The sequence below is a fragment of the Pantoea sp. LMR881 genome (assembly GCF_027157825.1).
Taxonomy (GTDB): domain Bacteria; phylum Pseudomonadota; class Gammaproteobacteria; order Enterobacterales; family Enterobacteriaceae; genus Pantoea; species Pantoea haifensis.
Map to the genome: position 1 here is coordinate 353,518 of NZ_JAPVOK010000002.1, position 13,647 is coordinate 367,164.

At 53.4% G+C, this 13,647-nt stretch carries 8 protein-coding genes and 3 pseudogenes; 8 read left to right on the forward strand and 3 right to left on the reverse strand.

Annotation, left to right across the window (positions count from 1 at the left end; genetic code table 11):
- Positions 1–34 precede the first annotated feature (34 nt).
- Complete coding sequence (gene fumC, locus O3W44_RS03445) at positions 35–1,432, forward strand: class II fumarate hydratase (RefSeq protein WP_269291994.1); 1,398 nt, start codon at positions 35–37, stop codon at positions 1,430–1,432.
- A 43-nt stretch (positions 1,433–1,475) separates the two neighbouring features.
- On the opposite strand, the gene tus is transcribed toward fumC, so the two are convergent.
- The gene (gene tus / locus O3W44_RS03450) at positions 1,476–2,405 is read right to left on the reverse strand and encodes a DNA replication terminus site-binding protein (RefSeq protein WP_269291995.1); all 930 of its coding nucleotides are present in this window, start codon (positions 2,403–2,405) and stop codon (positions 1,476–1,478) included.
- Between the two features lie 1,262 nt (positions 2,406–3,667).
- On the opposite strand from tus, the pseudogene O3W44_RS24905 reads away from it, so the two are divergent.
- The 5 genes and pseudogenes from O3W44_RS24905 to O3W44_RS03485 all read left to right on the forward strand — a co-directional run.
- A pseudogene (locus tag O3W44_RS24905) lies at positions 3,668–4,039 on the forward strand (type VI secretion protein); the annotation flags it as partial.
- A gap of 688 nt (positions 4,040–4,727) precedes the next feature.
- Positions 4,728–5,384: pseudogene (locus tag O3W44_RS24645) on the forward strand (DUF2931 family protein).
- Between the two features lie 75 nt (positions 5,385–5,459).
- Positions 5,460–6,115, forward strand: a pseudogene (locus O3W44_RS03475) (DUF2931 family protein).
- A 113-nt stretch (positions 6,116–6,228) separates the two neighbouring features.
- On the forward strand, positions 6,229–7,413 hold the full coding sequence (locus tag O3W44_RS03480; protein ID WP_269292000.1) for an MFS transporter: 1,185 nt from the start codon (positions 6,229–6,231) through the stop codon (positions 7,411–7,413).
- A 190-nt stretch (positions 7,414–7,603) separates the two neighbouring features.
- A complete protein-coding gene (locus tag O3W44_RS03485) occupies positions 7,604–8,092 on the forward strand; it encodes an RrF2 family transcriptional regulator (RefSeq protein WP_269292001.1) in 489 nt (162 codons plus the stop codon).
- 61 nt (positions 8,093–8,153) lie between these two features.
- Here O3W44_RS03485 and oqxB read toward each other — a convergent pair whose 3' ends face one another.
- On the reverse strand, positions 8,154–11,306 hold the full coding sequence (gene oqxB / locus O3W44_RS03490) for a multidrug efflux RND transporter permease subunit OqxB (protein WP_269292002.1): 3,153 nt from the start codon (positions 11,304–11,306) through the stop codon (positions 8,154–8,156).
- A 12-nt stretch (positions 11,307–11,318) separates the two neighbouring features.
- Complete coding sequence (locus tag O3W44_RS03495) at positions 11,319–12,479, reverse strand: efflux RND transporter periplasmic adaptor subunit (RefSeq protein ID WP_269292003.1); 1,161 nt, start codon at positions 12,477–12,479, stop codon at positions 11,319–11,321.
- A 299-nt stretch (positions 12,480–12,778) separates the two neighbouring features.
- Between O3W44_RS03495 and O3W44_RS03500 the strand changes: the two genes are divergently transcribed.
- Both O3W44_RS03500 and O3W44_RS03505 read left to right on the forward strand, forming a co-directional pair.
- Complete coding sequence (locus tag O3W44_RS03500; protein ID WP_269292004.1) at positions 12,779–13,126, forward strand: helix-turn-helix domain-containing protein; 348 nt, start codon at positions 12,779–12,781, stop codon at positions 13,124–13,126.
- A gap of 86 nt (positions 13,127–13,212) precedes the next feature.
- Positions 13,213–13,647, forward strand: a complete 435-nt coding sequence (locus O3W44_RS03505; RefSeq protein ID WP_269292005.1) for a ribonuclease domain-containing protein — start codon at positions 13,213–13,215, stop codon at positions 13,645–13,647.

The following is a 13,647-nucleotide window of genomic DNA, read 5'->3' on the forward strand; positions in this document are numbered from 1 at the left end:
TAAATCCAAAAACTGTGCTAAAGGAGACGTAGTCATGGCAGCCAATCGCATTGAAAAAGATTCAATGGGGCCCATCGATGTACCGGCAGATAAGTTATGGGGCGCGCAGACGCAGCGTTCGCTGGAACACTTTCGCATCTCTACAGAAAAAATGCCGACCGCGCTGGTGCATGCGCTGGCACTGACCAAACGCGCCGCCGCGACCGTTAACCGCGATCTCGGCCTGCTGCCGGCTGAACGGGCTGACGCGATTGTTAAAGCAGCAGATGAAGTATTGGCAGATAAACACAGCGATGAATTTCCGTTAGCGATCTGGCAAACCGGTTCCGGCACCCAGACCAATATGAATATGAATGAAGTACTGGCAAACCGGGCCAGTGAGCTTCTGGGAGGGGAACGTGGCATGTCGCGTTTGGTGCATCCGAACGATGACGTCAACAAAAGCCAAAGTTCAAATGATGTCTTCCCAACAGCGATGCACGTTGCGGCAGTGATCGCGATCCGCGAGCAGTTAATTCCGCAAATTCACGTTCTGAAGAAAACCCTCAGTGAGAAATCTGAGGCGTTCAAAGATATCGTGAAAATTGGCCGTACCCACCTGCAAGACGCAACGCCACTGACGCTGGGCCAGGAGATCTCTGGCTGGGTAGCGATGCTGGAGCACAATCTTAAACACATCGAGCAGAGCATCCCGCACGTTGCTGAACTGGCGCTGGGCGGCACGGCGGTAGGCACCGGCCTGAATACCCATCCTGAATATGCCGTTCGCGTGGCGAAAGCCCTGGCTGAATTAACCAGACAACCCTTTGTCACTGCGCCGAATAAGTTTGAAGCTCTGGCAACCTGCGATGCCCTGGTTCACGCCCACGGCGCGTTGAAAGGATTAGCAGCATCGCTGATGAAAATCGCTAACGACGTGCGCTGGTTATCGTCAGGTCCACGCTGTGGCATTGGTGAAATTTCCATTCCGGAAAACGAGCCAGGCAGCTCGATCATGCCGGGCAAAGTGAACCCGACGCAATGTGAAGCCATGACCATGCTGTGCTGCCAGGTCATGGGTAACGATGTGGCGATTAACATGGGCGGTGCATCAGGTAACTTTGAACTGAACGTATTCCGTCCAATGGTGATCCATAACTTCCTGCAATCTATTCGCTTACTGGCGGACGGTATGGACAGCTTCAATCATCATTGTGCGATTGGAATTGAGCCAGTACGTGAGCGTATTGAGCAACTGCTCAACGAGTCGCTGATGTTAGTGACTGCTCTGAATACTCACATCGGCTACGACAAAGCGGCAGAAATCGCCAAGAAAGCGCATAAAGAAGGGCTAACGCTGAAAGGTTCGGCCCTCAAGCTGGGATATCTTACCGAAGAGCAGTTTGATGAATGGGTTCGTCCCGAAGAGATGGTCGGCAGCATGAAGCAGTAAGTTAAGCTTTAACAGGGCCAGCCTGCGCTGGCCTTTTTATCGCTTATACCGGTGTATCGGCCCAAAGATGCAGACGCGGGATCAGCAAATAGAGCTGTTCAGCGGCGGGTTTGTGGCGATGGGTAATATTATTCGCGTCGTAGTTAAGCAGTTCGCCTAACACTGGCACCTGGCTGCGATCGCGGCACAACACCAGAACAGGAGAAGGGCAGGCAAGCTGAGTTTGTTTTTTCTCGTCGGCACGCCAGACGCGGGCAATCGGCTGGACTTTAACCGGGCGTTTAATTTTCAGGCGTACAGAGGCGGGCAGGGCGCGCACGCTTTCCATCTCTTCCTGCACTTTCTGCGCCCACTGTTCTCGTGACCAGGGCGCCTGCGAACGTCCCGCTTTCAGGCTTTTATCGAGCTTTTCAATAATCTCTTCGCGCTTAACGTTTTTAATGATGTGCTTATTGGCCCAGCCGAAACGCAGACTGTCCGGCGCGCGTAACAACGTGATAGAGCGATAAGCATTCAGGGTGATAAGGCCGCGCAAATGCTGATGCACAAATTCGAAACGCGCTTCACTGGGTAAACCAGAATCAACCGTAATCAGTTGCTCCAGCCGCGCTTTCAGCTGATTAACCTGATCAACTTGTGCAATCAAATTGTTTTCGCTTGCTTCATCGCACTCAATACAGATAGCACCGGGCAGGCGTACCGCGGCTTTAGTGCTGAGTTTTTCTGACTGATGCTGCATAAACAGTCGGCAGTAATGATTAAGTGCCATGTTAAGCGCGGACTCGCCAAGGTGCTGCTCAACGGCAATTTCTGTGATGGCTTCATGCTCGCGGCCTTTTTCAATGGGCGGCAAGCTGAAAACGCGGGCGATGAGCAGCGGCTGCGCCTCAATCATCTCTCTTAACGTAGTGAGTTCGCGTTCTAACTCATTCACGCACTGGTGTAAATCTGCCACTAAATCGTAACGAGCCATAAAACCTCCCCGTAGTTACAACATACTTAATATGACAAAAACTTCGCCCCGCTGCAACCGTTTAGCAACGGCAGAATAACCGGTCTGGCAGGGGGATGCGGGAAGAGTACTACCAGAAAATTTTTATGCAATTCACGGTAACTTCATGAAGAGACGCTGAATAGGAGGTTTTACACACATTTTTCTGGAAAGTGATGCCAGATAAAAATAAACAAAAAATAGCTGATTTAAATCAAATCCCGGCTGTTTTTGTCTGCGGTAAATTCTGTGCACTGTTTTTTATCCAAAGGGAAAGGGATATGGGGTTCAGCCTGCCAGGAATGCATCTTTTTTATTTAGCGGAAGACAATCTCGATCCTGAAGAATACGAACGTATTATTTACCCCGACTTTGCCTGGCCGCGCATCTGTGAACAGTATGACTTTGACGACAGTCGGCATGCTGGTTTCCACATTATCAGCATGTATGAGGCTCCGTCTTACCGAAACCCGCATGAGCCGCGGCCGCACGGGCCGGGCGAAAAAGCCCGGCTGAAAGAAATGGTGTTTGCCGGCGATGTGATAATGCTCAGTGAAATGTCCGGGCCGGCCACGCTTTTTTACGTCAATGAGCAGGGCGCGCTGATGTGCAACAGCCCCTACGCCTTCTCCTTAAAGGGCGCAGAGAAGATCATCGGTGAATATAACCGTTCAGTGAGCCGCAGGGACTACCGGCAGACAGACGGAAAACCCAGGCCGACAGTGCGGCACAGCAGAAAAAGCACCGTGCCGGAACAGCAGGCGCAGGCGACGCGAAAAAAATCTGCCCCTGGGCCACGCCCTGACAGCCCTCCTGCGCAAAAACGGCGGGAGGTCACGCTGACGCTTGGCGTCTTTTTTGACGGCACCGGTAATAACGCGGTGAATATCGATAACATGCTGAAAGCCTGCACGGCCAGCCACTTCAGGCTTGCCAGCGCCGAGGCTGAGGGCATTCTGGAAAAATGTGCGCAGGAAAATTTTGGCGTGTCGGGACTCGGGGCGAACAGCTATATCGGGTATTACACCAACATTCACTGGCTGGATATGCTGTATAAAAAGACTATTTCTGGAGACAACCCTGAGATCCAGCAAGCTATTTATATTGACGGTATTGGTACAGAAGCTGGTAAACCCGACAGCATGGCCGGGCAGGCGCTGGGCATCTCCGACACGGGAGTGATCGCCAAAACGAATAAAGCTGCTACTCAGCTGGCCCAGGTTATCGCTGAGAGTATTGATAAAATGATCGAAAAGTCACCGGGTTATGAGATTGTTATCAAAGCCCTCCAGTTTGATATCTTTGGCTTCAGCCGGGGTGCAGCTGCATCTAGGCATTTTGCCAACCGCATTCAGTCAGAAGATCCCGCCATTATCGCTGCCATTGGGGAAGGGTTGGGAAGTGTAGAGTTTAAAGGAGCACCTGCCGGTAAAATCTGCTTTATCGGTATCTTTGATACCGTGGCGGCAATCGGCACCCCGGCAAATGGCCTGAACCCGCACAGTGCAAACACCGGTAATGTCAATCTGCTGCTTCGGCCTGGCGTGGCGGATAAGGTCTTTCATATCACCGCTGCCCATGAATGCCGGTTCAACTTTGCCCTGAACAGCGTCAAACCCGCCTGGCCTGAACTGGCGCTACCGGGGGCGCATTCCGACATCGGCGGCGGCTATCTGCCGGTGGTGAAGGAGAACCTGTTCCTGACGCGACCGGAGATCGACACCGTGCCGCGCAACTATCCCGGCAGGCAGACCCGCGGCTATTATCAAACGTTAAAACAGCTGGCTACGCTGGATAAATACCCCGGCATTGCGCCCGTCCTGCGAACCAGCGAGACTTCAGCGGAAACCTGGTATGACGACAGAGTGCCATCTGACCGCTATGGCACACCGCAGAAGCGTAGCTATGCGGCAATGACACTACGCGACCGGGCAGTAAAGAATGACTGGTCGAAGGTGGCGCTGCGGGTGATGCTCGATGCGGCACAGGAGGCGGGGGTGTTGTTTGAACCAGTTAGCAGTAAAGATAAAGAATTACACCTTCCTGATGAGCTGGTTTCTCTGTGTGAAAAATCGCTCGTAATGGGAAAGGCCGTTCGCTCAGGTCAGACTCCTGAAGCTTTCAGTCAGCGAGAACTGGATGTGATTGCGGGTAAATATATCCACTGCTCGGCCAACTGGAATGCCATTGTCACCGACAGCAACGGTAGCATCCGGGGGGCATCCCCGCTGAGATTATCGGGTTCGTCAACCGCCCGGATGAGAACTGGCAACGCACGATCTACAACATGGATGAAAAGAAAATATGACGCTGAAAAGGCTGTTGCCTCTGATACTGCTGGCCGCGCTGAGCGGCTGCCAGGCCGGTGAACCACAGACGCCGGAAGAGACCGGCCAGATGCCCTACGGCAAGTGGGGCTTTGCTTTTTTACCCCTCACGCCTTACCCGCAGTGGTCACCCGCGCCATGATTATTGACACCGGCAAAGTGGTGTCCACATTCCGCACCCTGGACAGTACGCCAGGCGATCCGGATACCCTTCTGACCTGGAATAATGGGGTCAGAATGCAAATTCAGTTCAACAAAGCGCGGCACCCGCCCGCGCTGATGCTGTTCTGCTGGGACTCCATCATTGACAAAAAGACCTACGAGACGCGGATTATCTTTCCGCCGTCGCTGCGCGAAACCATGCTGACGCCAACCGGAAAGGACCGGAGAGGGAACACTGCCTGGTATAAAACGCTGCTGTTTGGCCTGGCCCCTGAAGGCAGGGTCAGGATATGGCTGAAAAACAGCGCCGGCGGGGGAGAATGTTCCGCTGACACCACAAAAAATTACCACGCTGTCCGGCGATAAGCTGAAGGCCTGCAAGGGAATAACAAGACATTCACAGGGATATGGTTATACCAAAACCACGCAGGATTTTATTAAAGGAAAAACTTACCCCTACGGCAGCTGGTAGCACGTGAAGGCAGCGTATCTGTCAGGGATTTAACAGGAGCGGGCAACGCACGCTCCGTGACACGGATGAGAAAATATGACGCTGAAAACGCTGTTGCCTCTGATACTGCTGGCCGCGCTGAGCGGCTGCCAGGCCGGTGAACCTCAGACGCCGGAAGAGACCGGCCAGATGCCCTACGGCAAGTGGGGCTTTGCTTTTTTACCCCTCACGCCTTACCCGCAGTGGTCACCCGCGCCATGATTATTGACACCGGCAAAGTGGTGTCCACATTCCGCACCCTGGACAGTACGCCAGCAGATCCCAACTCGGTAGGCACATGGTATTCAAGACTGTCACTATTCCCACATTTCAACAAAGCGCGGCACCCGCCTGCGCTGATGCTGTTCTGCTGGGATTCCATCATTGACAAAAAGACCTACGAGACGCGGATTATCTTTCCGCCGTCGCTGCGCGAAACCATGCTGACGCCAACCGGGAAGGACCGGAGAGGGAACACTGCCTGGTATAAAACGCTGATGTTTGGCCTGGCCCCTGAAGGCAGGGTCAGGATATGGCTGAAAAACAGCGCCGGCGGGGAGAATGTTCAGCTGACACCACAAAAAATCACCACGCTGTCCGGCGATAAGCTGAAGGCCTGCAAGGAAATAAACCAGCATCCCAATGGCTATGTGTATTACGGAGACACGCCGGACTTTATCAAGGGAAAAACTTACCCCTACGGCAGCTGGTAACGCTTAGCGCAACATCGGCTGAACTGCGGAAAAATCGGCTCACAGCAAAGGAGCATTTTTCCTTATAGCAGAACATGTTATAAAAATAGTTTGTTAGCTAACGGATTTCAGATGTGGAACAGACAAGAAAGCCCGGTACAGCCGCAATTATTACGTTGGGTCTGGTACAAATCCTTTCATGGGGTGGCTCCTTCTATTTAATGGCAGTGATGGCCAATCCCATAGTTGCTGAAACTGGCTGGTCGCAGCAGTGGGTTTATGGTGCTTTATCAACCGGCATTTTTGTTTCAGGGTTGCTGGCTCCATTGAGTGGTCGCATCATTGCCAAAACCGGCGGACGGACATTACTGGCGCTGAGCGGGGCGGTAATGGCGCTGGGCCTGGTAATAATGGGGCTTAGTCATTCGTTGCTGCTGTTTCTGTTCGCGTGGGTCATCATCGGCACTGGCATGGCAATGGGGCTGTACGATGCGCTTTTTGCTTCGCTTGGCACCTGTTATGGTAGCCAGGCGCGTGCGGCTATCACCGGCATCACTCTGATCTCAGGATTTTGTACCACACTGGTCTGGCCCGGGACCGCTTTGCTCATTCACTGGCTCGACTGGCGCGGAGCCTGTTTTGCCATTGCGGCAATGCTACTGGTGTGCGTTTTACCCGCTTATTTCTTCGCATTACCGCCGGTAAAAACCCAGAAAACCACGACGCGAAAATCACTTTCACAGGGCAATGCTGATATTGCCCCCACTCTGTTTTGGCTGTTGTGCGCCATTTTTACCCTGGCGTCGGTCATCATGACGGCTATTTCTGTACAGCTCATTAGCTTACTTCAGGCCAGCGGCCATAGCCTGGCTTCAGCATTGGCGATCAGTGCCATTTTAGGGCCGTGCCAGGTCGGATCGCGCATCGTCGATATCCTGTTTAAACGTGGTCATCCTGTCTGGACCACCTTTTTCTCGGTGGGACTGGTAGCGGCAGGTCTGCTGTTACTCGCGTGTTATCCACAAATGGCTCTGCTGAGTATGGTGCTTTACGGTGCCGGAAACGGCCTGCGTGCCATTGTTCGGGGAACTTTACCGCTGGTAATGGTCAAACCGGAGGCGTATGCGATTGTCGTTGGACGGATGGCGCGACCGGCACTGATTGGTCAGGCGTTAACCCCATTGATTGGTGGCTATGTGTTTGAAACAATGGGCGCATCCACCACGTTAGGGTTGCTTTGCTTTTTAGCAATCATTAACGTGGTACTGGTGATGGTGTTAAAACAACGCCTTCCCGTGCCAGCGGCAGCGTTTGATTAACGGTAAAAGAAATTGGCAGTTAGCAGGCTAAGCACCTTGTGCTATCGTGCCGCAGGCTTTGGTGAATACGTGCCTTGTCACAGACGCCTTGCTTCTAAAAAGCAACAGTGTTTGTTATATTTATTGCTCATTGATTGTTCACTCAGGCGGCAATAAAACAACAAGATGCACCGCAACTCAGGATACAGAAATGCTTGATTACCGCTTCCCGACAGCTTTGCAAATGGTTTTGAGCGTAGCGATGGCGGAGCAAATGGGTAAACGCTCAACCAGCGCAATTCTGGCTTATGGCCTTGAAGCGAATCCCAGCTTTATTCGAAAACTGATGGTTCCCTTAACCCGCGACGGTATTATCGTCTCGACATTAGGCCGAACCGGTTCGATTCATCTGGGCCGTCCCGCTGCAGATATTACGCTTCGTGACATCTACATATCGGTGATTGAAGACAAAAAAATCTGGGCTTCACGTCCCGATGTTGCGCCACGCTGTTTAGTCAGCGCCAATCTCTGCTGGTATTTTAAAGCCATAGCCGATGAAGCAGAGCAGGCCTCGTTGGATGTGTTAGCGAAACGTACCGTTGCGGATGCCCTGAATGAGTTAAAAACGCGCGATACCAGTAACTGCACTGCGGTTCCCGATCCCGAAGAGACAGAAGACTTCTGTAAAAAAAGCCGCTGATGCGGCTTTTTTATGTCCTGATTATAACGAGCACGCAAGGCAGCGTGCTCGCCAGCTTCAACTACGCCGTTTGCAGCGTCTCTTTTTCTGCATGGCGGGTCACCCATTTACGCAGCGTCACGTAAAACACCGGTGTCAGGAACAGGCCAAACAGCGTTACGCCGAGCATGCCAGCAAACACTGTGATGCCGGTTACGCCGCGCACTTCGGCACCCGCACCTTCGCCCAGAATCAACGGAATAGTACCCGCGATAAAGGCAATCGAGGTCATCACGATGGGACGCAGACGTAAACGACACGCTTCCAGCGCAGATTCCACAATGCCTTTGCCCTGAATTTCCAGCTCGCGGGCAAATTCAACAATCAGAATTGCGTTCTTACATGCCAGTCCCATCAACACCACCAGTCCGACCTGCACAAACACATTGTTATCACCGCCGGTGAGCCAGACGCCAACCAGCGCCGACAGCATCGTTACTGGCACAATCAAAATCACCGCCAGCGGCAAGGTCCAGCTCTCATAAAGCGCCGCCAGCACCAGAAATGCGAGTAACACCGCCACCGGGAAAACAATCAGCGCCGTATTGCCCTGCGTGGATTGCTGGTAGCTGAGATCGGTCCATTCGATATTCATGCCGTTAGGTAAAAGTTGACCGGACATCGCTTCCAGCGCCGTCATCGCCTGTGCTGAAGAGAGTACACGCGAATCGGCATCGCCAATTAAATCGGCTGCCGGGTAACCGTTGTAGCGAATCACCGGATCGGGGCCGTAAGTCGTTGTGATATGCACCATGCTGCCAATGGGCACCATCTCGCCACGATCGTTACGGGTACGCAGGTTCGCAATATCCTCAACGCTGTCACGAAAATCGCCGTCAGCCTGCGCCATTACGCGCCAGGTGCGACCAAAGCGATTAAAGTCATTCACGTAAGAAGAGCCGAGATAGGTTTGCAGCGTACTAAACAGATCGGTTAACGATACGCCCTGTGCTTTGGCTTTATCGCGATCGACCTGTACATCCAGTTGCGGCACATTCGCCTGATAAGAAGAGATCGGGAATTGCATGCCTGGCGTCTGCATCACCGCACCGGAAAGGGTATTAATGGCCGTTTGCAGGGCACCGTAACCTAATCCTGCGCGGTCCTGCACATACAATGAATATCCCGAACCCTGGCCCAGACCCAAAATAGGGGGCGGCATGATAGAAAAGCCAAAGCCCTGCTGGATTTGCGCGATTTTGGCGTTGATTTCCGCATTGATCTCCGCCGCGCTGTGCTTACGTTGATCGAACGGTTTCAGGCCAAAAAATACCGTGCCGGTATTAGGCGTATTGGTAAACTGCAGTGCATTAAGTCCGGGGAAAGCCACAGCATAGGCCACGCCATCGGTTTGCAGGCCAATTTCGCTCATTTTGCGGATCACTTCATCGGTGCGCGCCAGAGATGAGCCTTCGGGCATTTTCACGCCGCCAATCAGATAGAGCTTGTCCTGCGTTGGAATAAACCCACCCGGCACGCTGTGGAACATCCAGCCTGCACCTGCCAGCAGTAGCACATAAACGCCGAATACCGCACCGCGACGACGCAGGGTTTTGCTGACCATCGACTCATAACCGTGCGCACTGCGCTGGAAAAAGCGGTTAAAAGGGCGGAACAGCCAGCCGAAAAGGCGATCGATCAGGCGTGTCGGCAAATCTTTTGCAGCATGATGATCCTTTAACAGCATCGCAGCCAGAGCGGGTGAGAGCGTCAGGGAGTTAATGGCAGAGATCACCGTTGAAATCGCGATGGTCACGGCAAACTGCTTGTAGAATTGTCCGGTTACGCCAGATAAAAACGCCATTGGAACAAACACCGCACAGAGCACTAACGCAATCGCAATAATCGGCCCGGAGACTTCGCGCATGGCCTGATGCGCCGCCGCTTTTGGCGTAAGGCCCATTTCGATATTACGCTCGACGTTTTCCACTACCACAATAGCGTCGTCCACCACGATACCAATCGCCAGTACCAGTCCAAACAGACTCAGGGTGTTCAGCGAAAAGCCCAGCAGATAGAGCACACTAAAGGTGCCGACCACCGAAACCGGTACGGCCAACAGCGGAATAATTGAGGCGCGCCAGGTTTGCAGAAACAGAATCACCACTAAAACCACCAGGATTACCGCTTCCAGCAGGGTTTGCACTACCGCCTTAATCGAATCCCGCACAAACACAGTGGGATCGTAAGGTGCAGCCCATTTCACATCATTCGGAAAGCGGGTCGCCAGCTCGTCCATTTTGGCACGTACTGCATTCGAGAGATCGATGGCGTTGGCGCCAGGTGCCTGAAAAATACCGATACCGACGGCATCTTTATTATTCAGCTGCGAACGTAGCGCGTAGCTACCGGAACCCATTTCAATGCGTGCGACATCACGCAAGCGTACCAGCGAGCCATCTTCTGAGGTTTTCAGGATGATGTCGCCAAACTGCTGTTCCGTTTCCAGTCGACCTTGCGTATTAATGGATAACAGAAAATCGCTCTGCTTTTTCAGCGGTTCAGCGCCCAGTTGTCCGGCGGAAACCTGTACGTTCTGCTCCTGCATGGCGGTGATAACATCAGCTGCCGTCAAGCCGCGCGCTGCAACTTTATTGGGATCGAGCCAGACGCGCATCGCATATTCGCCTGCACCAAATATCTGGATCTGACCGACGCCAGGCAGGCGAGCCAGCTCATCTTTTACTTTTAACGTCGCGTAGTTGCGCAGATAAAGCGAATCGTAACTGTTCTCAGGCGAGAACAGATGCACCACCAGGGTTAAGGTTGGCGACTGCTTTTGCGTGGTGATACCAAGACGACGCACATCTTCAGGTAAGCGCGCTTCAGCCTGTGCCACACGGTTTTGCACCTGAACCTGCGCCTGATCGGGATCGGTGCCTGGGCGGAAAGTCACGGTGGTGACCAGCACGCCATCAGAACCCGCAACCGATTTCATGTACATCATGTTTTCGACGCCGTTAATCGCTTCTTCCAGCGGTGTCGCCACCGAATCGGCAATCACTTTCGGGTTAGCGCCGGGATATTCAGCGCGAACCTGCACGCTGGGCGGTACGACATCGGGATACTCACTGATCGGCAGCAGCGGAATAGCTATCAGGCCGGTCACAAAAATCAAAATCGACAGTACGGCGGCAAAGATAGGCCGGTCGATAAAAAAGCGCGAAAAATCCATAATGGCCTCGAATTAGTGAGCAACTGCCGCACGCATAGCAACCTGCTGAGCATTCACCGCCATGCCCGGCATAAACACTTTCTGCAGGCCATCGACGATCACCCGATCGCCCGATTGCAGACCAGATTTGATAATGCGCAGGCCCTCAGCCATCGCCCCCGGCTGGATATCACGACGCTGCGCTTTGCCCTGGCTGTCCACCACGTAAACGTATTTGCGATCCTGATCGGTCAGCACCGCTTTATCGTCGATTAACAAGGCATCAAACTGCGCGCTACCCGGCAAACGCACCCGGGCAAACAGGCCTGGCGTTAACTGACGTTGATGATTATCGAGCAGGGCGCGCATGCGAATAGTGCCGGTGCTGGCGGTGAGTTGATTATCAAGAAAATCGACTTTGCCCTGATGGGGATACCCTTGTTCACCGACCAGGCCAATTTCAACTGGCAAGGCGTGGCGCTGCTGGCCCTGACGCGCCATCGCCTGATAGTGCAGGAAGGTACTCTCATCGACGTCGAAGTAGACATACATGCTGTCCTGCGATACCAGCGTGGTGAGAACGCTGGCGCTGTCACCGGCGGTCACCAGGTTACCCGAGGTGATCATCGCCCGGCTGGCGCGGCCATCAATCGGCGCGGTCACGCGGGTAAAATCCAGATTCAGTTGCGCCATATCCACCGCCGCAACAGCGGCTAGCACATCAGCCTGCGCCTGGCTGGCGGCAGAGCGTCGCTGTTCCCATGCTTCCCGCGATATCGCCTGCGATCCAATCAGCTTTTCGGTGCGCGCTGATTCGCTGCGAGCCAGGCTGGCCTGACTGCGCGCCCGAGCCAGTTCTGCTTTCGCCTGCTCAAGCGCGGCGCGATAGCTGCGATCGTCAATGGTAAAAAGCACCTGGCCTTTTTTCACTTCATCGCCTTCGCGATAATTCACTGCGTCGATGTAGCCCGACACGCGCGGACGCAGTTGCACACTTTGTACGGCCTCAACCCGCCCGTTAAAACTGTCCCATTGGCTGACCGGTTTCACCAGCACCTGTGCTGCACTGACTTGCGGCGGTGGTGGCGGGGCGTTTTGCGCCACACCCTCATCGCAGCCGCTTAACTGACTGATAAGCAGCAGCATTCCCAGAAGGGTTAACCCCTGACGAACCCACGTCGTTTGTCTGTTCATTATTGTTATTCCGCTGATAAGAGAAAATGGCCTGCAGGCCAATATTTGCAACTTTAAAGATTGCAATTAATCGCGAGGAGTGTAGGCTTGTGCATCGTGCAACTGCAAGAATATCTGATACACTTTATGTGCGGTTTAGGCGGGGCGGAATATCGCATCACATTGCCGTGATAAACCCTACTGGCAGTGCGGCATTTAATGTACTAATAAAACTTGCATTAAATGGCATAGTCAGTCACCCTTTAAGTGTAACTGCAACTGATACTAATACTGTTCGTCAACGCGACGGGAGAAGAAGAATGATGAGCGACGCCTTTATTCATGATCTAATCGACTGGATTGATAACAACATTGAAGCACGTCTTGATCTGGACACGGTCTCTGAGCGCGCAGGTTATTCGAAGTGGCACCTACAGCGCATGTTTAAAGAGCACACCGGTTATCCGCTGGGTGAATACATTCGTGTGAAAAAGCTGAAAAAATCAGCAGATCGCCTGACCAGTACCGATGAGCCCATCCTCAACGTGGCGATTTCATTAGGATTTGATTCACAACAGTCGTTTAACCGCAGCTTTAAGCGTCAATACGGTGTTGCACCGGGCGCATGGCGTCGCCACAGTGCGCATCCGCACGCTGCGATGCAGTAACACCGCTGGGGCCAGCCTGTCTGGCCCGCGCTGTTTCCACTGGGTAAAACTGCTATCATCTGCATCCTGTCGTTACGGATGCCATCATGTCAAAGAAACTCTGGATCGGACTTTTTTTTGTCCTTGCCGCCTGCTGGGTTGGCCTCAAACCTTATCTGAACGCGCCGACAGCGCCCGCTGCCAGCGATATCACGGCACTGACCAATGCCCATACGGTGGCTCGCTGGATCCTGCAAAATCAGCAGTTGCCTGACTACTATCTGACCAAAAACGAAGCGCGTCGCCGCGGCTGGAATCCCGGTAAGGGGAATTTATGCGATGTGTTGCCAGGCAAAGCGATTGGTGGCGATCGGTTCGCGAACCGAGAAAAGCGACTGCCGCAACGCGCCGGGCGTCAGTGGTATGAAGCGGATGTCAACTATCGCTGCGGCCATCGCGATGCCGATCGTCTGGTCTATTCGTCTGATGGGCTGGTTTATCTCTCTACCGATCACTACCGCAGCTTCAAACAGGTGCCCTGA